This is a genomic window from Pseudoalteromonas qingdaonensis (assembly GCF_038739665.1).
Lineage (GTDB): Bacteria > Pseudomonadota > Gammaproteobacteria > Enterobacterales > Alteromonadaceae > Pseudoalteromonas > Pseudoalteromonas qingdaonensis.
This window is the reverse complement of record NZ_JBCGCU010000003.1, coordinates 129,332-150,761: the sequence shown is the minus strand read 5'-3', so window position 1 is coordinate 150,761 and position 21,430 is coordinate 129,332. Positions and strand designations below refer to the sequence as shown.

Genomic DNA, 21,430 nt, shown 5'->3' with positions numbered 1-21,430 from the left:
ACTTCATCACCCCATAATTTATTTCGTTAAATTACCAAGCAACTGCTCACACAGTGTCTTTAATGATGTAAGTTCTTCTATATTCATCTTGGAGAGACAAAGCATTTCTACTGGCACTTTTTGCGCCTGTTCTTTTAATTTAATCCCAGCAGATGTTAATGTGATAACCCGAATTCGCTCATCTTCAATGCTACGGGCTCGTAGCACGTAACCTTTCGTTTCCAAACGCTTAAGCAGTGGTGTCAACGTGCCTGAATCCAAATGTGTTTTAGCTCCCAACGCTTTTACATTTATCTCTTTTTGCTCCCATAGCACCATCATCACAATATATTGCAAATAGGTAAGATCAAGCGCTTTCAGTAAAGGTTGGTACGCTCTCCCCATTGCATTCGAAGCACTATAAAGCGCGAAACACACCTGATTATCTAACTGTAGATATTCATCCTGTTTAGTCATGGTCATCTCACCAATCAATTAAATTGCGCGCAATATACTTGCGCGCTTTATTTTTATCAAGTAAGCTAACTTCAAATTCAATTGTGCACAATATTGTTTTGCACAACCTTAATTCAGGAAAAGTACAATGACTACACTATACACAACTTCTGCAACCGCTACTGCGGGTCGAAATGGCCACGTTTCTACTGATGATAATTTACTCTCAGTTGCATTGAGCTACCCCAAAGAAATGGGAGGTTCAGGTGCTGCAACGAACCCTGAACAACTGTTTGCTGCTGGCTATTCGGCGTGTTTCTCAAATGCTCTACTTCATGTAGCCAAAGAGATGAAAATTAAAATCGCATCGGCACCAACAACCGCAATCGTCGGTATTGGCCCAAATGAAAGCGGCGGTTTTGCTTTGACTGTTTCTTTATCAATTGAACTAGATTTAGAACAAGAACAAGCCGTTATGCTTGTGAAAACGGCTCACCAAGTCTGCCCATACTCAAATGCGGTTCGCGGCAATATTGATGTGAAACTGTCGGTTAACGGACAAGCGCTTTAGTCCCAAGATAAAAGCTAGGCGAAATCGCCACAAATACGTAAATAAACACGAGGATAATTCATGCGTGCAGTAAGACTTCACCAATATGGCGGCCTTGACAGATTAACGTTAGAGCAGATCGATAAGCCGACAATCAATGCGGACGATATTCTTATTCAAGTAAAGGCCGCTGCAGTAAATCCTGTTGACTGGAAAATCCGTGAGGGCTATTTAAAAGATTTCATTCCATACGACTTGCCTGTCACCCTAGGCTGGGACCTGGCTGGAATCGTAACCCAAGTGGGTGAAAACGTTGATCAATTCTCAGTGGGTGATGAGGTATTTAGCCGACCCAATATAGCGCGTAATGGCAGTTATGCCGATTACATCGCTGTAAAAGCAGATGAAGCCGTATTGAAATCAACTAAACTTGATTTCGCACAAGCTGCAACGCTGCCATTAGCAGGCATTACCGCGTGGCAGTGTCTTGTGGATGTCGCTGATATTCAGCCGGGTCAGCGCGTGCTTATCCATGCAGGTGCAGGTGGTGTCGGCCACCTAGCCATTCAAATAGCAAAAGCAAAAGGCGCTATCGTCGTTGCAACGGCATCTTCAACTAATCTAGAACTACTGACGCAGTTAGGTGCTGATGAAGCGATTGATTACGCAAAAGCACCTTTAGCTGAGCAAATTTCACCGGTAGATTTAGTACTTGATACCATGGGGGGAGGGATACAACAATCGTCTTGGTCTCTGCTTAAGCCAGAAGGTATGATGGTTTCTGTTGTTGAACCACCAAGTGAAGAAACAGCAAAACAGCACAACGTACAAGCCGCATTCGTCTTCATTGAACCAAGTAGCCGTATACTGACTGAGCTCAATAAGCTGGTCGAATCTGATCAACTTCGACCATTGATTGAGCATCGCTTCCCATTAGAAAAGATTGCAGAAGCACATCAACAAAGCGAATCAGGCCGTACTCGCGGCAAGATCGTTATCGACGTCAGCTAAAAAGATTATCGCAGGATGAGTATCATGAAAAATGACATTATTTCTGATTTAGAACAGCGCTATACAGCAAAGCGCTATGATTCTAGTAAACGTATACCTAAAGATGAGTTGGAAACATTATACCGCGCAATCCAATTATCACCTTCATCTATCAATTCCCAACCCTGGAAGTTCATCGTTATTGAAAGTGATGCAGCAAAAGAGAGAATGCATAATACCTTTATTAATAAACATCAATTTAACCAGAGACACATAAAAGAAGCTTCTCATATCATTTTGTTTGCGCATAACCCTCGCTATACAAGGGATGATTACGCACAGGTTGTTGATCAAGGTATTGCTGATGGCCGAACAGCGCCAGAAAACAGAGAGCTGGCTTTTGGAGGTTTTTCTTTTGCGGCGTTAAATACATTGGAAAATGGTGACACTTCAGCGTGGACGAAAGCTCAAACTTACCTCGCTCTTGGTAATACACTCCATGTTTTAGCTCGCTTGGGGATTGATTCAACAACAATGGAAGGTGTAGATTCCGAGCTTATCAGCAAAGAGTTTCAGCAGGAACTTGATGGCTACCAATGTGATGTCGCTCTTGCCATAGGTTACCACCATCAGGATGAAGACTATAATACTGCTTTACCAAAGTCGCGTTTACCGCTAAAGACTATTTTAACAGTGTTGTAGTTTTCTAACTGTGTATATGGCAAGCAACTAATGATCAATGTTTTGGCGAAAACTGTTCAATAGTTCTCACTGAAAATTAAGAGATTATTTCTAAGTATGCTAATCGCTCATAACCGCCATTAGAGTATTTACGTTAGCTCGGAATGGGGCAATAATGAGTTGACTAGAACGTCCGTTGTTTTGGTTTTATTAGTTGTATGTAAAACTAACTGAACGACTCAAAGTGGCACTGAGCTGACTGTCAAACCAGCCACCAATCACTGTGTCAGTATGAAACTTTAATACTTAGTATGACACTTTATTCCTCTCCCACAGCAGTCTGTGGCTATCCATACTTAGTAATTCTGTATAGTTGCAGAATGACATTTGCCGATGCCGGTGACTTCCTCTTGGGTCACACCTTAACGTTCACGAACACTTTGTATTTGCGGGTATTGATAACTACTTTTTAAAACGAATAATTTAAGAAAAACTCAAGATACTGGCTTGTCGACTCTAGATTTGCATTTGTTATTACAGTACCACTGTTTATATAGCTATATGAAAGTGAATCGACACCAATAAACTAGACACCTCTCAGCCGTTCTTGATATCGCTTTTCATACTCTACTGGTGAAAGTAGATCATTGGAACCATGTTTGCGTTTAATGTTATAAAACATCTCTATATAATCGAAAATGTCGCTCTTGGCATCATCCCTTGTCGAATATACTTTTCGCTTAACTCGTTCGCGCTTTAACAACTGGAAAAAGCTTTCGGCAACCGCATTATCATGGCAATTACCTCGTCTGCTCATGCTGCCTTCAAGTCCATTAACTTTAAGGAAGTGCTGCCAATCATGGCTTGTGTATTGACTACCTTGGTCTGAGTGAACTGTCACCATTTTCTTAGGGTTACGTCGCCAAACAGCCATAAGTAGCGCGTCTAACACTATTTCCTTAGTGATCCGTGATTGCATCGACCAACCAATGACTTTGCGTGAGAACAAGTCGACCACCACAGCTAAATAAAGCCAACCCTCATGAGTTCGGATATGAGTAATGTCTGTCACCCATGACTCGTCTGGCGACTCAGGGTTAAATTGGCGCTGTAATCGATTTGGCACGACAATGTGACTATCACCGCCACGATGACGAGGCTTTCGGTATCCGACCTGGGCTTTTAGTCCTTCATCTCTCATCAACCGATAGACGCGATTAACACCACATTTTTCACCAACATCACGTAAGTCAGAATGAACCTTTCGGTAGCCGTAAACGCCACCTGACTCCAGCCAGAACTGTTTAATCAATCCTGTAAGCCGTTGATTGGCTTTGGCTCGTTTTGATTGAGGTTGCTTGTTCCATGCGTAATATCCACTCGGATGAACATCGAACATTTTACAGAGCCAACGAACAGGCCAACTGTCCGAGTTTTCTTTGATAAAGGCATACCTCAGTCGGACTGCTTTGCGAAGTATGCCGCGGCTTTTTTCAATAAGTCACGCTCTTCTGTTGTCCGCTTTAACTCTTTCTGTAGCCTTCTAATTTCAGCTTGAGCATCGCTCAATTCGTTGTGCTGTTTAGAGTCAGGTCCATATTTTTTGACCCAAGCATAAAGGCTATGTGACGTCACATCTAATCGTTTAGCAACGTCAGATATTGAATGGCCGCGATCAACTACTTGTTTCACCGCTTCAATTTTGAATTCTTCTGGGTAGCGTTTTCCGCTCATAAACACCTCTGTATTTTTAGTTAGTTTATCTAACTAAGAGGTATCTAGGAAATGAGTGGCGATTCACTTTTAAATTAAGGGAACCTAGTAGACACCAATCAAGTTTCTATGGAACTCTATATTGCGTAAGAGAGCGTTTCAATCCAAGTATTTGAACACTATTCATAAGAAAGTTCCTAACCTGACTCAATACGGGTAGATATACCTCAGATTACCGTTCCGAATAAAAGAAAACACCCCAGCATTTGCCGGGGTGTTTTATAGTTAGCCCTGCCTTTTCGGCAGTTTAAAGTAACATGATGTGATTGATTACTTCCTGGCCTAATTTCAGCTACCTACTCGGCAGTACACCAATTAGGTTTATCTGTACCTTCGACTTTAGGCATTTCGTTTATGAGTGGCGCAAGATTTTTCTCAATCCAGCCCCCAACTAAACGTTCTTTAAGCCACCGAATGTACTTAAGCCGTGCATATGTTGCCTGCTGTATTTCTTACGGGTAGGCACTGAAATCTTTTTCATCTTTGGTGCTTTTTGGTGCTTCTACTTTGGGGATCGGATGATGGAATTCATCTTCAAACAACACAGGAGGGGGAATTTGGGTGGTAGCCTTACCAGCCACATCTCGGCACACACATCACACGCTGTGGCTGCTCCCTTCCGGGCCTGACCAGGTTCACATGCTAGTGTTGCGAGAGGACCAATAAGGCCACCATAGTGGGCCTCTTTGGGCGCAGGAGGGATTATCCCGACTTTAACGGTGAGATTCAAGGGAAATCCGTGAATTGCCTTATAAATACAGGTTAACTGCCTAGTAAACAAACAGTTGGTTATCGCTTGGCCGCGAGTTTAGGTTCTTGAGCCAGCCAGATGGCCAGCCCAGCTCAGTGCTATCGAGAAGCGAATGGCTGTGCCACCCGCTCTCTTGTCACCGGCATTTACTCAAGTTTAGTTTGCAACTCGCGTAATACTTCTTTCACCTTAGCCACGTTTTCCGGGCCCATGCGCAGTAATTGCTTTTGCGCCGGTGGTAAACTTTCCCATTCGGAATAAGCGTACTTATAAGTAACCGAATCGCGCAGCAGTGGCACTTGCGTGGTCATCTCCGGCGTTGCCAGTAACAGGTCAATGGCTTGCACCAGGCGCTGCTCAAAGCTGGTACCCGGCTCACCTATTTCACCATAGGCTTCAGCAAATAAAGGTTCAAAGCGCTGATACAGACCTAAAAGCTGCTCGCTATCCAAAGCCGTAAGAATGGCTACATAAGGGTCATAGCGTTTAAAACTTTGTGGGTCCATGGTCAACACCTCACCCTCGGCAACGGTAAACGGCTGTTGCAACTTGGTTACCGGCGAGTGATTGCTGGCAACGCGACCGACGGCGAGATTATTAACAAATACCACGGTGCGACGGATTAAATCATCATTAACCAAAAGCTCGGCACTGCTGGCCGCCAAGGATTGCTCTACCCGCTCACTCACCTCGGTATCGCTGTCATCCAAACTTGGCAAGGGCGGCTCTTCCACAACCGGTTCAAGTTCAGGCTCTGGCTGAACAGGCTCAGGGGTCGGCTGCGGCTCTAACTCGGCACTGGTATCAAGCTCAGGCTCTGGCGGCTCGATAACCACCTCTTTAGGTTCGGCAACAGGCGTTGGCTCAGGGGCTGGCTCTTGCTGCTTACTTAGGGCGATAACCACGACTATTACCAGCACCACAACAACAATGGCGGCAAATAACAGGGTATTCCTGTTCGGGGTTTTCGTGTCTTGCTCGGGGGGCTGCTCTTTCATAGGGGCTCCGTTAACATAACCACGGTTTCAGCAAGGACGATGACCATTATTGGCACTGCCAAGATCTCCATCGAAATTGCCTATACGTTTCTTTTTACTGAAGAATCTTTTACATTAAAGCTAGGTCTCCATTTAAGTGCAAATAACATGCGAAAGCAAACTAATTGCGGTCGAAAAGGCACGGCGCTGTTTTTAAGCGGCGGTGGTGCTCGTGCGGCCTACCAGGTCGGGGTTTTAAAGGCCCTTACCCATAGCCTGCCGCGTACCGCGCCGCTGCCATTTCGTATTATCACCGGCACCTCTGCCGGAGCTATCAATTCCGTGGCACTGGGTTGCTGGGCGTCCTGCGCCCATCTGGCCAGCCGCAAGCTTGATGCGGTATGGAGCCAATTTCATACCTCGGACGTCTATCGCAGTGATTTTGCCCATGTGTTTGGCCACCTCCTTCGCAACATACTCACCAGTTTTCGTTCCGGACACGCCAACCATGCTCCGGGTAGCCTGTTAAATAATGCGCCACTACGGCGATTATTGACCGAGGTGCTGCCGATGGAGCGCATCGACCGTAATATTCATCGTGGCATTATCGATGCTTTGGCGGTCACCGCCTCGAACTACAGCAGTGGCGACTCCATTACCTTTTTTCAAAGCCAAAGCGCTGAGCCCTGGCAAAGAGTAAGACGCCAGGGGCAAAAAGCCCGCATCCATATGGAGCACCTGATGGCATCAAGTGCCATCCCTGTGATATTTCCCAGTGTAAAAATTCGACAGCAATACTATGGAGATGGTTCCATTCACCAGATGTCGCCGCTTTCAAGTGCCATTCACCTCGGGGCCGAGCGCATTTTTGTTATCGGTGTTGAGGAGCCTAAAGATGAAAACCGTAAATATGCGCCGCATTATCCGGGCATGTCCCATATCGCCGGCCACCTGCTCGACAGTGTATTCGCCGATACCCTGCAGGCGGATTTAGAAAGGGTTGAGCGCATCAACCGTACCCTAAGCCTGCTAAAAGAAGGTGATGAGCACCAAGAGCTTAAACATATCGACACCTTTGTGATTAACCCCTCGCACAACTTTAATGCCCTAAGCAGCGAATATTATGACGACTTGCCTTTGGCCATTCGCCTGCTGCTACGCGGCATAGGTGTGAAGCGCTACAGTGAGTCGAGCTTACCCAGCTACCTCTTGTTTGAAAAACGCTATACCCAGCAGTTGATAGACCTTGGCTATCAGGATGGACTTAATAAATTGCCTGAATTACGCCACTTTTTGTGTTTGGATTAGTGCCACATTAAGTATCGCTGCCATTGAGTAAATAACGCTCGGCACGTTCCACTCGGCGCGGCTTGCCTTTAAGTACCAGCACATCCTGACCTTGCAATACAGTATCGGCGCAGGGGTCGTCAATTTCCTCACCATGGCGGCGCATGGCCGCCAGACTCACGCGGCGCAGGCCCAGATTTAATTCGGCAATGGTTTTACCCACCGCATAGGCGTTATCCCCTAAAGCCATCACATGCAGATACTCCAAACGGTCACTGTGAAGCTCTCTGTGTGGCGCTTCATCGCTAATATAAAAGCTATGCAACAGGGAATAACGATTTTCCCGCTCCTGACTCACCCGGCGTAGAATACGCTTCATGGGCACACCACTCATAAACAACACATGGGAAGAGAGCATCAGGCTCGCCTCCAGCGATTCAGGCACCACCTCAGACACACCGCATTCTTTAAGCTCTTCAAGATGAGCATCGTCCGGCATACGCGCCAAAATATTCACCTCGGGGGCCACTTCCTTGATCACTTCGGTCAATAGTTTCACCTTATTAAGGTCGGTAAAGGTGATCACCACCAAGCGTGCCTGTGCAGCGCCGGCGCGCTGGAGAATCACCTTTTGTGTGACATCGCCAAACATCAAGGGATAATTGGCCAAACGCCCTTGCTGCACCAGATAAGGGTCTAAGTCTATGGCAACAAAGGGCAAGGCCTCGGCGCTTAAAAAGCGGCTGATATTTTGCCCCACCCGGCCATAACCACAGATGATCACATGATGCGCCTGGCGCTCATCGACACAATTAATCTGATCCGACTCACTCGAAGTGCTAAACAAGCTGTGCACCCAGCGCGGCGCACAGTCGATAAAATAAGGGGTAATGGCCATGGATAACACGCCCACAGCAATAAGCAAGGACGCTAACTCGGTGGCCAAAATGCCATGAGTTTTCGCCAAAGCCACCAGCACAAAGCCAAATTCACCCATTTGGCAAAGCATTAGTGCGGCGCTGAAGGCATCACTTTTACGCTCTCCCATTAGCTGGGCTATCAGCGCCAAAATGAGCCATTTAAGCAACATCATGGCCACCAGCACCGCAAGCACTATATGCAGATTTGAGAACACATAAAGCAGGCTCAGCTGCATGCCCACAGTAACAAAAAACAGCCCCATCAAAATATCGCGGAACGGGCGAATATCGCTTTCCAATTGATGCCGGTATTGGCTCTCACCAAGCATCATACCGGCCAAAAACGCTCCCAAAGCCATAGACAAACCAAACCAATAGGTTAACCCCCCAGCAAACAGGGTCACCAGTAAGGTGGTAAGCACAAAAAGCTCTTCGTTACGCATCCGCGCCACTTCATTAAAGATAAGTGGCAATAACCACTTGCCTATGGCCCACAACAAGGCGCAAACCAAGGCGCCTTTGCCAAGTGCAAAGGCCAGGTTATAAAGTAAAGATTGCTCTGTATCACTTGCCAGTAAAGGGATGGCGATCAGCAAGGGCACCACGGCCAAGTCCTGAAATAACAAGACACCCACCGCCAGCTGGCCGCGACGCTTTTGTAACTGGCCGCTGTCTTTAAGACATTTCACCACCACGGCGGTAGACGACAAAGCTACTAGGGTTGCCACCGCAAAGGCACTTAGGGTATCGAAAGAGAATAACCACAGACAGCAAAAGAAAACGCTCGAGGTCACCAGCACTTGCAGTAAACCAACGCCAAATACGATATTGCGCATCGCCAACAGACGGGGAAAGGAGAACTCAAGACCTAAACTAAAGAGCAGAAATACGATGCCGAGCTCAGCAATGCCATGCATCTGCGAGCCGCTGGCAAGCCAATCAAAACCATGGGGGCCGGCCATAACTCCGGTAACCAGGTAGGCAAGTATCACCGGCAGACCTAAGCGTTTAAACAGCCATACCAGCACCACAGCACTGACTAACAAGCCAATAACTTCTATAAACAGCTGCTGCATGGCGCTCCCGTAGCGTCAAAACCCTGACCGACTAATAATTAACTATAGCAAGGGCTTGTTTTATGGCTAGTTTGAATTACTGGCACAGTTTTAGCATAAAAACTCTATACGAATTTAGTCTTGGAGTGTAGAGCTTGGATAACGTCCATATTTTGACATACGGTCATAACGCAACGACCCATGATGCGACCAAAGCGGCACATTTATTCCGCCCTGCTTTGGCTCTCAACGTCACCGCTTTGACACAAGAGCTGCAGCGCAGCCTTGAGCTCGTCACCCTGCTCGACATCTTTGCCGAGTATGTGCGTCCACACTTCCACTTTAGCGGCTTACAGTTGCACTCCAGCCTGGGCGTCAATGAAATGACAAACAGCCAGGCCAATACGGTGGCTAATCGTTTCGATATTGAGGTTGAAGGTGAGCATTTAGGCCAGTTGGTCTATTTAAGCGACAGCCGCTTTGCTCCCACACTGCAAGCCCAAATTAAAAAATGGCACCAGATCTTGGCCTACCCACTGCGCAATGCCCTGACCTATAACCGGGTGTTACGCTTGGCAACCCGCGATCCCCTGACCGGACTCAATAACCGCAGCGACTTTAATGTGCATATGGAGAAAAAGCTGGAGCTCTGCCGACGTCAGCATCGCCACTTTAGCTTAATGTTGCTGGATCTGGATAATTTTAAGCAGGTAAACGATAGCCATGGTCATCAGGTTGGCGACCAAACCCTGCAGGAATTTGCCGCTATTTTACGCCAGAGCGTGCGCACCACCGACTGTATTTTTCGTTTTGGCGGTGATGAGTTTGCCATTCTTGTCGATGATGATAATTACGCCACCAATACTGTGGTGGCCAAGCGTATTCAAACAGCAGTGGCCAACAGTGAGTTAATGAGCCGATACGGCGTCAGCTGCAGCATAGGCTTTGCCCTTGCTCAGGCCAAGGATGTGAATATGAGCTTGTTCGAGCGCGCCGATAAGGCCTTGTATCAGGCCAAATTCAGCGGCCGTAACACCTATCGCGGTGCCCCTGATTTATCTGCTGTCCCCTTGACGAGCATAAACGCCCACAGCGATAACCAAAAGCCGCAAAAGAACGCCAAAATAAGCTGATACAAGGAAGTAAAGCTTGGCAGCTCAGTGAAGATCACCGCCAACAGGGGCACCAACAAACCAAGAATAAAATAGATGCCGCCCTTACCCAGCCAATAGGCGAGTAATAAAACACCACAACCGACTCCGGCAATCAGCGCAATTACCAATACAGACCACATTGGCCCATAAACACCGACCACCACAGCCAGCAAAATCAAGGTAACTAGCGTAGCCAAGGGTGCTTTTTGCACCAAAGATAAACCTACATGAGGGGGCTTTGGGGAAGAGTTGTTTTCAATTGCCATTGCAATCCTTGTTGTGCCAAAAAGTCGTAATTATAAAAGTAACCCACCACGGCCACTAGGGTGTCGCCATAAAAAATAAGTGGAATACGTTGGCGCTCCCAGGGCGGAACCTTAAGCTCTTTGAGCCAGTGACTTAGTTTATTGCCATAAGGTTTGTGCTGTGGACGAATGCGGGCATTAAGCACACCAAAGCGCACCCAGACTTGCTCCTCGGCGTGTGGCGCTCTGACTCCCTGCCCCGGCTCACAGCTTAAAACACGTGCATCTTTTAGGGTATGGGGACCTGGGCAACCTAGTTGCTGTGCCAATAATTCGACTTGATTTTCAACCAAGTACAGCTGCTCGTTAAAGCGACGTACACTCACCTCATCGCCACTATGAGTGCGCAGCGATAAACTCGGCTGGCTGTCGGCACGAGCGTTTAACAACTGCTCGCACAGGCTTTGCAGCTGCAATTGCGAAGGCATGGCGACATCATGGCTCTGCAGCCAGTAACGCAACACATTATTGGCTCGGGCCGCGCCTAAGGCCATTAACGGCGCCAGGCTCAGTTGCTGGGGATTAACTGCCAATTGGGTTAGGTCTTGAGCGGCAATCTCATCAAGCAGGCGCTGCTGCTGTTGTAGCAGCTCTGTGGTTTGCGCCACCTTGGCGCTAAAGCCGGGGAAACGTTTGTTAAGTAACGGCAAGACCTGGTTACGCAGAAAGTTACGGTCGAAGCGGCTGTCGTCATTAGACTCGTCGTGAATATGCTCAAGGCCATGACTTTCGACATACTGCTGTAATTGCTTGCGACTAATGCCCAGCAAAGGTCTAAGTAAAGGACGTTGTTGCCAGTAGCTTAGCGCCTGCATGCCGCCAAGCCCTTTAAGACCGGCACCTCGCTTCAAGCGCAGGAAAAAGGTTTCTACCTGATCGTCACTATGTTGACCTAGTAACAGTGCATAACCCGCTGGCAAGGCCTTATCCATGGCTTGATAACGAGCCTGACGCGCCTTGGCTTCAATACCCAACCGGGTTTGCTCGGATAACACCACCTGCTCGCTATAAAAAACAATACCACGCATCCGACATTGCTCGGCGCTAAAGGCCTGCCAATCGTCGGCATTGGCACTTAAGCCATGGTGGATATGAATGGCACACAAGGGCATGCCCTTGTCCTTGACAAAACGCTGAGCAAGCTCAAGCAAGACCATGGAGTCCAGGCCGCCGCTCAAAGCAACCGCCAAGCCTTGGCATTGTGGCAGCTCGTTTAGCAGGTTTTCTAATTGGGTGGCAAAGCGTGTATACATAAGGCTGGTCATTGGGCGGTGTTAGACTGGCATTAAAAAAGGCCGACTGAGCGGCCTTTTTTGCTTAACAGTAACCGAAGCTCATTAAGCGTTTGTAGCGCAAGTCCAGCATTTCTTCAACGCTGTTTTCACGCAGCTCGGCCAGGTCACGCTTTAACTGTGCCTTTAGGCTCTTGGCCATGGCATCGTAGTTACGGTGCGCGCCGCCTAGCGGCTCTTCGATAATGTTGTTGATCAAATCCAACTCTTTAACGCGCTTTGCGGTTACACCCATGGCTTCAGCGGCCAATGGTGCTTTCTCGGCGCTCTTCCAAAGGATTGATGCACAACCTTCAGGAGAAATTACCGAGTAAGTGCTGTATTGCAACATGTTAACGCGGTCACCCACACCAATGGCAAGGGCGCCACCTGAACCACCTTCACCGATCACGGTACAGATGGTTGGCACTTTCAACGCCGCCATTACTTTTAGGTTACGGGCGATGGCTTCACTTTGGCCACGCTCTTCCGCGCCTACACCTGGGTATGCACCCGGAGTGTCGATAAAGGTGAAAATTGGCATTTTAAAACGCTCAGCCATTTCCATCAGGCGCAAGGCCTTACGGTAACCTTCCGGCTTTGGCATGCCAAAGTTACGTTTGATCTTTTCAGCTGTGTCACGGCCTTTTTGCTGACCGATAACCATAACCGGCTCACCATCTAAACGTGCTACACCACCAAGAATGGCAGGATCGTTTGCAAATGCACGATCGCCCGCGAGTTCGTCGAACTCGGTAAAAATACGCTCGATGTAATCACGTGTATAAGGACGCAGTGGGTGACGAGCCAGTTGTGAAACCTGCCAGGCACCTAGTTCAGAAAAGATTTTATTAGTTAGTTCAACACTTTTCTCTTTTAGGCGACCGACTTCTTCTTCCAGCCCTAAATCCAGCTCGCCCGCTCGACTGACGTTGCGTAGCTCTTCAATCTTCGCTTCCAATTCGGCAATTGGCAGTTCGAAATCCAAATAATTGAGACTCATGCGCTCATTAACCCATTTAATTAAATTCTAATTCTATATTTTGTGCCGCCATCAGAGATAACTTATGAATTAAGTCATCCGCAGGCGTCACACACCATTGTGTTCCTAGTTCCAGCTCAGCCAAGGCATCTGGTCGCCGGTACAGTATTTTTACCGGACAGGTGCCAAACTTGTACGGTTCCAGCACTTTTTCCAACTTTTCGAAGAAGTTGTCATCAACTTGTGCCATATCCACCGTCATTTTCATCGCTTTAATGCGTTTTTCACGGGCCTCGGCGAGGGTACAGACGTCTCGGGCGGTCATTGTAATGCCGCCAGAGAAGTTATCAAAGCTGACCTGTCCAGTTATCACCAAGATATTGTTGATTTGCAGCAATTCTTGGAACATTTCAAACTGTTCTGGGAATAAGCGTACATCAAGACGGGCACTCTTGTCATCTAAGGTGATTAATCCCCAGCGTTTATTCTTCTTATTTATCAAAGTTCGGGCGCTGATCACCAAGCCCGCCGCCGTGGTTTGCACATCTCGCTCAGTCGGCGTCAGATCGACGAGTTTACCGCTGGTATAATGCTTAAGTTCGCCACGATACTGATTGATTGGGTGCCCGGTTAGGAATAATCCCAGGGTATCACGCTCACCATCAAGCCATTGATTATCGGTAAAGTATGGCACTCGTTTAAAGGCTTGTTCAACCTCTTCCGGCTCGGTGGCCAAGAGGCCAAAGAGGTCGCCCTGCCCTAGCTGTTCGGCCTTATTATGCTGCTCTGCAGATTTAATCGCTTCTGGCAATGAAGCCATCAAGATGGCGCGACCACCTTGCACAGGATCCGGGCCCAGCTTATCCATGGCACCGGCCATAATCAGTTTTTCGATCACCCGCTTATTAAGGCGCTTTAAATCAACTCGGGCACAGAAGTCGAACAGGTCCTTAAACGGCCCTTCCTGCTCACGGGCGCTCAAAATCGCTTCTACCGGGCCTTCACCCACGCCTTTAATGGCGCCGATACCATAGACAATCTCGCCTTGCTTGTTCACGGTAAACTTATACAGGCCGGCGTTGACATCCGGTGGCAACAAGGTGAGCTTCATGTTTTCACATTCGTCCACCAGGGTAACTATCTTGTCCGTGTTATCCATATCCGCCGACATTACCGCGGCCATAAATTCGGACGGATAATGGGTTTTCATCCACAGGGTCTGATACGACACCAGGGCATACGCGGCGGAGTGTGATTTGTTAAAACCATAACCAGCGAATTTCTCTACCAGGTCGAAGATTTTCATCGCCAGTTCGCCGTCAACGCCGTTTTGTATCGCCCCTTCTTCGAAGGTCGAGCGCTGCTTGGCCATTTCTTCCGGCTTTTTCTTACCCATGGCTCGACGTAATAAGTCGGCGCCACCGAGCGAGTAACCCGCCAGAACCTGGGCGATTTGCATAACCTGTTCCTGATACAGGATTACGCCATAGGTCGGCTCCAAAATGGGTTGCAAGCTGGTGTGCTGGTACTGGGCATCTGGGTAAGAGATTTCCTCGTTACCATGCTTACGGTCGATAAAGTTATCTACCATGCCCGATTGCAGTGGCCCCGGACGGAACAAGGCCACCAGGGCTATCATATCTTCAAAGCAGTCCGGCTTAAGACGACGAATAAGGTCTTTCATACCGCGGGATTCGAGCTGGAATACCGCCGTGGTTTCGGCGCGCAGCAGCAGCTCGATACTGGGCCTGTCATCCAAAGGAATGGCATTGATATCCACCGGCTCCTTGCCTTCGCGGGCAAGACGCTCGTTGGTCATATCCAAGGCCCACTGCAAAATAGTCAGTGTACGCAGACCCAGGAAGTCGAATTTAACCAGACCGGCGGTTTCTACATCGTTCTTATCGAACTGGGTAACCGGGAACTTGCCCTCTTCATCGCAGTACAGGGCGGCAAAATCGGTAATGGTAGTGGGTGAGATCACAACCCCACCGGCGTGTTTACCGGCGTTACGCGTACAGCCCTCGAGAATACGGCACATGTCTATCAGGTCGCGTACTTCCTCGTCACCATCATAGGCCTCCGGTAAACGCGGTTCGATTTCAAATGCTTTGGCAAGCGTCATACCCGGATCAGCTGGGATCAGCTTGGAAATTCGGTCAACAAAACCATAAGGGTGACCCAGCACCCGGCCCACGTCACGAATTACCGCCTTGGCCGCCATGGTACCAAAGGTGATGATCTGGGATACCGCATCGCGGCCATACAACTTGGCTACGTGGTCGATTACCTCATCGCGGCGGTCCATACAGAAGTCGACGTCGAAGTCGGGCATGGACACCCGCTCTGGGTTTAGGAATCGCTCGAATAGCAGGTCAAATTGCAATGGATCCAGGTCGGTGATCTTCAGGGCATAGGCCACAAGTGAACCAGCACCCGAGCCCCGCCCCGGGCCCACAGGAATATTGTTATCCTTGGACCACTGGATGAACTCCATTACGATCAAGAAGTAACCTGGGAATCCCATTTGGTTGATTACATCGAGCTCGATTTGTAAACGCTCATCGTATTCACCGCGGCGCTCGGCGCGCACCTGCTCGTCGGGGAATAAGAATTGTAAACGCTCTTCAAGACCGTCCTGAGAGACCTTAACCAGGAAGTCATCAATTTTCAGCGAGCCCGTGGGGTAATCCGGTAAGAAATAAGTGCCCAGTTGCACTGTGACGTTACAGCGCTTGGCAATTTCCACCGTGTTTTGCAGTGCCTCGGGAATATCACTAAACAGCTCGGTCATTTGCTCGGGCGTTTTTAGATATTGCTCCTGCGAGAAACGCTTAGGTCTGCGCTTATCTTCCAGGGTGTAACCGTCGTGGATGGCTACACGGATTTCATGGGGCTCAAAGTCGTCCGGTTTTAAGAAGACCACTTCGTTGGTGGCCACCACAGGCAGCTGATGCGCATAGGCGTGCTCAACCGCCAGGTGTAAATAAGTTTCTTCGTCGGCGCGCGAGGTGCGGATCAGCTCTAAATAATAATCACCGGGGAAATGAGTGCGATAAAACTGGCTGATCTCTTCGATAATACCGGCATTACCTTTGAGCAGTGCCTTACCCAGGTCACCGTCTTTACCGCCGCTAATAATGATCAGGCCTTCACCATGCTCTGCCAGCCAGTCTCTGTCGACCATGGCACGGTGCATTACATGACCGCGCAAATAGGCTTTGGAAATAAGCAAGGTGAGGTTTTGATAACCCTGATTGTTTTTCGCCAGCAATAGTAAACGACAAGGCTCATCGGGAAATTCCGGGGTATTAAGCCAGATATCGGCCCCGACTATGGGCTTAATCCCGGCGCCATGGGCCGCACCATAAAAGCGCACCAGGCCGCAGAGGTTCATTTGATCGGTAATGGCCAGAGCGCTGAGCTGCAACTCCTGCGCCTTAGCGACTATGGGCTTGGTTTTAGCCAGGCCATCGACCATGGAAAAGTCGCTATGAACCCGTAAATGAACGAACTGAGGTGCAGCCATAGCTTATTGTCCTCGCTCGGCCAGTACCCTTTGTACGGGCTTAAAACTTTTTCTGTGCTGCTCAAGGGCACCATGCTCGGCCAAGGCTTCAAAATGCGCCTTGGTCGGATAGCCTTTATGCCCGGCAAAGCCGTATTGAGGATACTGGGCATCAAGCTCGATCATTTCCTGATCGCGCGCCACTTTAGCCAAAATAGATGCAGCACTGATCTCCGCCACCAGCGCATCCCCTTTCACCACGGCCTGCGCCGCCATATCGAGCGCCGGTAAACGGTTACCATCAACAAACACAAAGTCTGGGGTAATATCCAAACCGGCTACGGCGCGGCTCATGGCCAGCATGGTAGCGTGGAGAATATTAAGCTCGTCAATCTCTGCCACCGTGGCGCGGGCAATGCAGTAACTCAGGGCTTTTTCTTTGATTTCTTCGCTCAAGGCCTGGCGCTTTTTATCGCTTAGCTTTTTCGAGTCGGTTAGACCGGCAATAGGCTTATTGGGGTCAAGGATCACCGCGGCGGTGACCACATCGCCCACCAAGGGGCCGCGTCCTACTTCATCGACACCGGCAATATATTGAACGTCAGGGCGATTAATTTGCATCGATAAGCTCCAATACGGCTTTGGCCGCCTGACGGCTGGCATCACAACGAATATTTTGATGAATTTCGGTAAAACGGGCGATTAGCGTACTGTTGTCACCGTACAGGCGCGTCTCCAGCGCCGCACACAGGGCATCGACATTGCATTCATGTTGCAAATATTCGGGCACTAATTCTTCATCGGCCAGCAGGTTTGGCAGCGAGAAATACTTGATGGTAAAAGTAAAGACGTTTTGCACCATCCAGTAAGTCATGGGTTTAAGCTTATAACCCACCACCATGGGCTTTTTATACAACATGCCTTCCAACGAGGCGGTCCCGGAGGCCAGCAAAATGGCGTCGCTGGCCTGCATTGCCAAGCTGGACTGACCGTCAAGCAAAATAGCCTTTAGGTTTGGCGCATGCTCTTGTTGCAGTGCTAAAAACTGCTCCTTACGAGCTTCATTAACCAAAGGCACCACTACTTTTAAGTCCGGATTTTGCTGCTGCAAACGCTCGGCGGTTTGCGCATAGGTAGGAGTTAGCAAGCCAACCTCGGAGCCACGGCTGCCAGGTAGCAAAGCAAGTACCTTATCCTCGGGCGATAAGCCTAATTGCTCCCGCGCCTGGGTATTATCCTGCTCAACGGCAATATCATCGGCCAGGGTGTGACCGACAAAGGTGCAGGGCACCTGATGCTCATCGTAAAATGCTTTTTCAAAGGGTAACAGGGAAAGCACCAGGTTGGTGGCTTTAGCGATTTTATGAATACGCTTTTGTCGCCATGCCCACACCGAAGGGCTGACATAATGCACAGTCTTGATACCCGCTTCTTTAAGGGGCAGTTCAACACGCAAGTTGAAGTCCGGCGCATCGATACCGACAAACACATCCGGCGGGTTAGCGATAAAATGCTGCACCAGTCCTTTGCGAATACGCAGCAGACGTGGCAAACGTGAGAGCACCTCAACCAGACCCATCACCGACAACTCTTCCATATCAAACAGGCTGTCACAGCCCAGTGCCTGCATACGCGGGCCACCTATGCCGACAAACTCTGCATCCGGGTGAGATTTCAATATCGCTTTCATCAGGCCTTCGCCGAGAATGTCGCCCGACATTTCTCCGGCAACAATACCGATACGTAGAGGTTTAGCTGCTGCGCTCATTTAAAGGGGGCTTCCCATTACCACTGTTATTATTAACAGCCTAGTCTACCCTGTTTAGGGTGTGCTTAAAACCTTAGCGGCGCACAAATCCATGGCGCTGAAATATAGCCGATTCTTTAACCCCTCGGCACTTAACACAAGTCAGACGCAAGCCAGGCACAAGCAGGCTGTTTTTTCATCGCAATGGGCTTTTTTATAAATTAGCAACTGCTAATATGTGGTTGACTGTTAACCAACAAGTACGGATACTATGCAAACTTTCAATTATTACTGAAAGTTCAAACAGCTTACATTAGGGGTAAACCATGATAGATGAATCCTTTGTAGACATATCCCGTCTGCAATTTGCAATAACGGCCTTCTATCACTTTTTATTCGTGCCATTGACATTAGGGATGACATGGATTTTGGTGATAATGGAATCCGTCTATGTGATGACGGGGCGAGAAATATATCGTGATATGACCAAGTTTTGGGGCAAGTTATTCGGTATTAACTTTGCGCTTGGGGTCGCCACCGGGCTGACCATGGAGTTCGAGTTTGGTACCAACTGGTCCTACTATTCGCATTATGTCGGCGACATCTTCGGCGCGCCGCTGGCCATCGAAGGCCTGATGGCTTTCTTCCTCGAATCCACCTTTGTTGGCATGTTCTTCCTCGGCTGGGATCGCCTAACCAAGGTGCAACACCTGGGTGTAACCTTCTTAATGGCCATAGGCACTAACCTCTCGGCGCTGTGGATCCTTATCGCCAACGGCTGGATGCAAAATCCGGTGGGCTCAGAATTTAATTACCAAACCATGCGCATGGAAATGCAAAGCTTTGCCGAGCTGGTCTTTAACCCGGTTGCCCAGGTGAAGTTTATTCATACCGTGTCCGCCGGCTATGTCGCCGCGTCCATGTTTGTGCTTGGGATCAGCGCCTATTACCTGCTTAAAGGGCGCGATGTGGCCTTTGCCAAACGCTCGTTTTCGGTGGCCTGTAGCTTTGGTTTAGCCTCTGTGCTGTGCGTGATCTTGCTTGGCGATGAGTCAGGATATGAGGTCGGTGAGGTGCAAAAGGTTAAACTCGCCGCCATTGAAGCAGAATGGGAAACCGAGCCCGCTCCCGCCGCCTTTACCCTGTTCGGCATTCCCGACTCAGACGCGCAGGAAACCCATGCCGCGGTTAAAATCCCCTATGTGATGGGCATTATTGCCACCCGCTCACTTGATGAAGAGGTCACAGGTATCAAGGAGTTACAGCAGCAGCACGAGGTACGGATCCGCAGCGGTATGATTGCCTATCGCTATCTGGAAAAGTTGCGTAATGGCGATACCCGCTCCGAGATCATTGCCGAATTTGACAAGTACAAGGCCGACCTAGGCTATGGCTTGTTGCTTAAGCGCTATCGCGATGATGTCTATAACGCCAGCGAAGAAGAAATCGCTAAGGCGGTGAAGGACTCCATCCCTGCCGTTGGGCCGCTGTTTTGGACCTTCCGCATCATGGTAGCCTGTGGGGTGATCATGCTCTTTATCTTCGCCGCCTCTTTCTATTACAACGCTAAACGGGTTATTGAGCGTAAACGCTGGCTGCTTAAAGCCGCCTTATTTGCCATTCCCCTGCCCTGGATAGCCATAGAAACAGGCTGGTTTGTGGCCGAGTTCGGTCGCCAACCCTGGGCGATTTCCGAAGTGCTGCCTACCTTTATGGCCACCTCCAGCCTGACCTTTAATGATGTGCTGATCTCCCTCACCGGCTTTATTATCTTCTACACCATACTGGCCATTATCGAGGTGTGGTTAATGCTGCACTTTATTAAACAAGGGCCGAGCTCGCTGCATACCGGCAAGTATCATTTTGAACGCCAGGCTGCCCTTAAGGAGACTCAGGTATGATTTTCGATTACGAAACCCTAAAACTGATCTGGTGGCTGTTAATTGGTGCCCTGCTTATCGGCTTTGCCATCACCGATGGCATGGATATGGGTGCCGCCGTCTTGCTGCCCTTTGTCGCCAAAAAAGATGTCGAGCGCCGTGTGGTCATTAACACCGTTGGCGCACACTGGGACGGCAACCAGGTCTGGCTTATTACCGCCGGTGGCGCCCTGTTTGCCGCCTGGCCCATGGTGTATGCCGCGGCCTTTTCCGGCTTTTACTTCGCCATGATGCTGGTGCTGTTTGCGCTGTTTTTCCGTCCCTTGGCCTTTGACTATCGCTCCAAGCTGGATAACCCGACTTGGCGTAACCGCTGGGACTGGGCACTCTTTACTGGCAGTTTTATTCCGGCACTGATTTTTGGTGTCGCCTTTGGCAACCTTATCCAAGGGGTGCCCTTGCATATAGATAATCTTATGCGGGTCAGCTACTTGGGCTCTTTCTTTGCCCTGGTCAACCCCTTTGCCCTGCTTTGCGGCCTTATTAGCGTCGCCATGTTGGTCGCCCATGGCGGTCTCTGGTTGCAACTGCGCACCGTAGATCCGGTTGCCTCACGCGCCGCTAAATTGGGGCGCCTGGCATTAATCATAGCTTTGGTAGGCTTTGCCATTGCCGGAGTTTGGTTAACACAAATCGAGGGCATGCAGATTATCACCATGGCCGAGCCCGGTAGTCATGCCGATCCGCTGGCAAAAACAGTGAAAACAGGTACCGGCTTATGGCTTGACGGCTATCAACAACGCCCTTGGAGTATGGCCTTCCCGATACTGGCTTTTGTGGCTGGCATATTGGCTCTGCTTTGCTCTTGGCGTAACAAGGCGGGGCTGGGCTTTATCCTCACCAGCTTGATGCTGGTAGGCATTATTATGACCTTTGGTGCCAGTCTGTTCCCCTTCATCATGCCTTCAAGCCATGATGCCAATATGAGCCTGACTATTTGGGATGCGGTTTCCAGCCATCTGACCCTTAACATTATGTTTATCGTGGTGGCACTGCTGCTGCCCATAGTGCTGGCCTATACCACCTGGTGTTATGTGAAGATGTGGCGTCGCGTCAGTCATGAAGAAATTGAAAACAACTCTCACGGCAGTTATTAAGGAGGCA

Annotated in this window: 17 protein-coding genes and 1 other RNA gene; 7 read left to right on the top strand and 11 right to left on the bottom strand. The window is 49.1% G+C overall.

The window, feature by feature from the left end:
* Positions 1-18 precede the first annotated feature (18 nt).
* Positions 19-462 (bottom strand): transcriptional regulator OhrR, encoded by a 444-nt coding sequence (gene ohrR / locus WCN91_RS04335; RefSeq protein WP_342676655.1) that lies wholly within the window; start codon positions 460-462, stop codon positions 19-21.
* Between the two features lie 121 nt (positions 463-583).
* On the opposite strand from ohrR, the gene ohr reads away from it, so the two are divergent.
* From ohr to WCN91_RS04320, 3 genes are read left to right on the top strand one after another with little or no spacing between them, the layout of a single operon-like run.
* Complete coding sequence (ohr, locus tag WCN91_RS04330) at positions 584-1,006, top strand: organic hydroperoxide reductase Ohr (protein WP_342676653.1); 423 nt, start codon at positions 584-586, stop codon at positions 1,004-1,006.
* Between the two features lie 60 nt (positions 1,007-1,066).
* Entirely contained in the window at positions 1,067-1,996 is a 930-nt protein-coding gene (locus WCN91_RS04325) for an NADP-dependent oxidoreductase (protein WP_342676651.1), read from the top strand.
* Between the two features lie 24 nt (positions 1,997-2,020).
* Entirely contained in the window at positions 2,021-2,677 is a 657-nt protein-coding gene (locus WCN91_RS04320; RefSeq protein ID WP_342676649.1) for a nitroreductase family protein, read from the top strand.
* Between the two features lie 565 nt (positions 2,678-3,242).
* Here the strand turns inward: WCN91_RS04320 and WCN91_RS04315 are convergent.
* The 4 genes from WCN91_RS04315 to WCN91_RS04300 all read right to left on the bottom strand — a co-directional run bounded on the left by WCN91_RS04315 (position 3,243) and on the right by WCN91_RS04300 (position 6,178).
* A protein-coding gene (locus tag WCN91_RS04315; protein WP_342676648.1) for an IS3 family transposase occupies positions 3,243-4,390 on the bottom strand; the annotation gives its coding sequence in 2 pieces (ribosomal slippage) (positions 3,243-4,144 and positions 4,144-4,390; 1,149 coding nt in all).
* A gap of 491 nt (positions 4,391-4,881) precedes the next feature.
* Positions 4,882-5,010: a hypothetical protein gene (locus tag WCN91_RS04310; protein ID WP_342676646.1), complete on the bottom strand. Its 129-nt coding sequence runs from the start codon at positions 5,008-5,010 to the stop codon at positions 4,882-4,884.
* Positions 4,998-5,094, bottom strand: an RNA gene (gene ffs / locus WCN91_RS04305) — signal recognition particle sRNA small type. Before ffs ends, WCN91_RS04310 begins: the two co-directional genes overlap by 13 nt.
* A 232-nt stretch (positions 5,095-5,326) precedes the next feature.
* Positions 5,327-6,178, bottom strand: a complete 852-nt coding sequence (locus tag WCN91_RS04300) for a DUF3014 domain-containing protein (protein WP_342676644.1) — start codon at positions 6,176-6,178, stop codon at positions 5,327-5,329.
* 147 nt (positions 6,179-6,325) lie between these two features.
* Between WCN91_RS04300 and WCN91_RS04295 the strand changes: the two genes are divergently transcribed.
* A complete protein-coding gene (locus WCN91_RS04295) occupies positions 6,326-7,465 on the top strand; it encodes a patatin-like phospholipase family protein (protein ID WP_342676642.1) in 1,140 nt (379 codons plus the stop codon).
* Between the two features lie 7 nt (positions 7,466-7,472).
* Here the strand turns inward: WCN91_RS04295 and WCN91_RS04290 are convergent, their stop codons facing one another.
* Complete coding sequence (locus WCN91_RS04290; protein WP_342676640.1) at positions 7,473-9,440, bottom strand: monovalent cation:proton antiporter family protein; 1,968 nt, start codon at positions 9,438-9,440, stop codon at positions 7,473-7,475.
* A gap of 134 nt (positions 9,441-9,574) precedes the next feature.
* Between WCN91_RS04290 and WCN91_RS04285 the strand changes: the two genes are divergently transcribed.
* On the top strand, positions 9,575-10,552 hold the full coding sequence (locus WCN91_RS04285; protein WP_342676638.1) for a GGDEF domain-containing protein: 978 nt from the start codon (positions 9,575-9,577) through the stop codon (positions 10,550-10,552).
* Between the two features lie 244 nt (positions 10,553-10,796).
* Here the strand turns inward: WCN91_RS04285 and tilS are convergent, their stop codons facing one another.
* The 5 genes from tilS to lpxB form a co-directional block, all read right to left on the bottom strand.
* A complete protein-coding gene (gene tilS / locus WCN91_RS04280; RefSeq protein WP_342676636.1) occupies positions 10,797-12,131 on the bottom strand; it encodes a tRNA lysidine(34) synthetase TilS in 1,335 nt (444 codons plus the stop codon).
* Positions 12,132-12,195: 64 nt separating this feature from the next.
* Positions 12,196-13,152: an acetyl-CoA carboxylase carboxyl transferase subunit alpha gene (accA, locus tag WCN91_RS04275; RefSeq protein WP_342676634.1), complete on the bottom strand. Its 957-nt coding sequence runs from the start codon at positions 13,150-13,152 to the stop codon at positions 12,196-12,198.
* A gap of 16 nt (positions 13,153-13,168) precedes the next feature.
* Positions 13,169-16,660 (bottom strand): DNA polymerase III subunit alpha, encoded by a 3,492-nt coding sequence (dnaE, locus tag WCN91_RS04270; RefSeq protein ID WP_342676632.1) that lies wholly within the window; start codon positions 16,658-16,660, stop codon positions 13,169-13,171.
* 3 nt (positions 16,661-16,663) lie between these two features.
* On the bottom strand, positions 16,664-17,260 hold the full coding sequence (gene rnhB / locus WCN91_RS04265) for a ribonuclease HII (protein WP_342676630.1): 597 nt from the start codon (positions 17,258-17,260) through the stop codon (positions 16,664-16,666).
* Positions 17,250-18,407 (bottom strand): lipid-A-disaccharide synthase, encoded by a 1,158-nt coding sequence (lpxB, locus tag WCN91_RS04260; RefSeq protein WP_342676628.1) that lies wholly within the window; start codon positions 18,405-18,407, stop codon positions 17,250-17,252. The genes rnhB and lpxB overlap by 11 nt, the downstream gene beginning before the upstream one ends.
* Positions 18,408-18,712: 305 nt before the next feature.
* Here lpxB and WCN91_RS04255 point away from each other — a divergent pair, with 305 nt between their 5' ends.
* Both WCN91_RS04255 and cydB read left to right on the top strand, forming a co-directional pair.
* Entirely contained in the window at positions 18,713-20,287 is a 1,575-nt protein-coding gene (locus WCN91_RS04255; protein WP_342676626.1) for a cytochrome ubiquinol oxidase subunit I, read from the top strand.
* A complete protein-coding gene (gene cydB / locus WCN91_RS04250) occupies positions 20,284-21,423 on the top strand; it encodes a cytochrome d ubiquinol oxidase subunit II (RefSeq protein WP_342676624.1) in 1,140 nt (379 codons plus the stop codon). Before WCN91_RS04255 ends, cydB begins: the two co-directional genes overlap by 4 nt.
* The last annotated feature ends 7 nt before the right edge of the window (positions 21,424-21,430 follow it).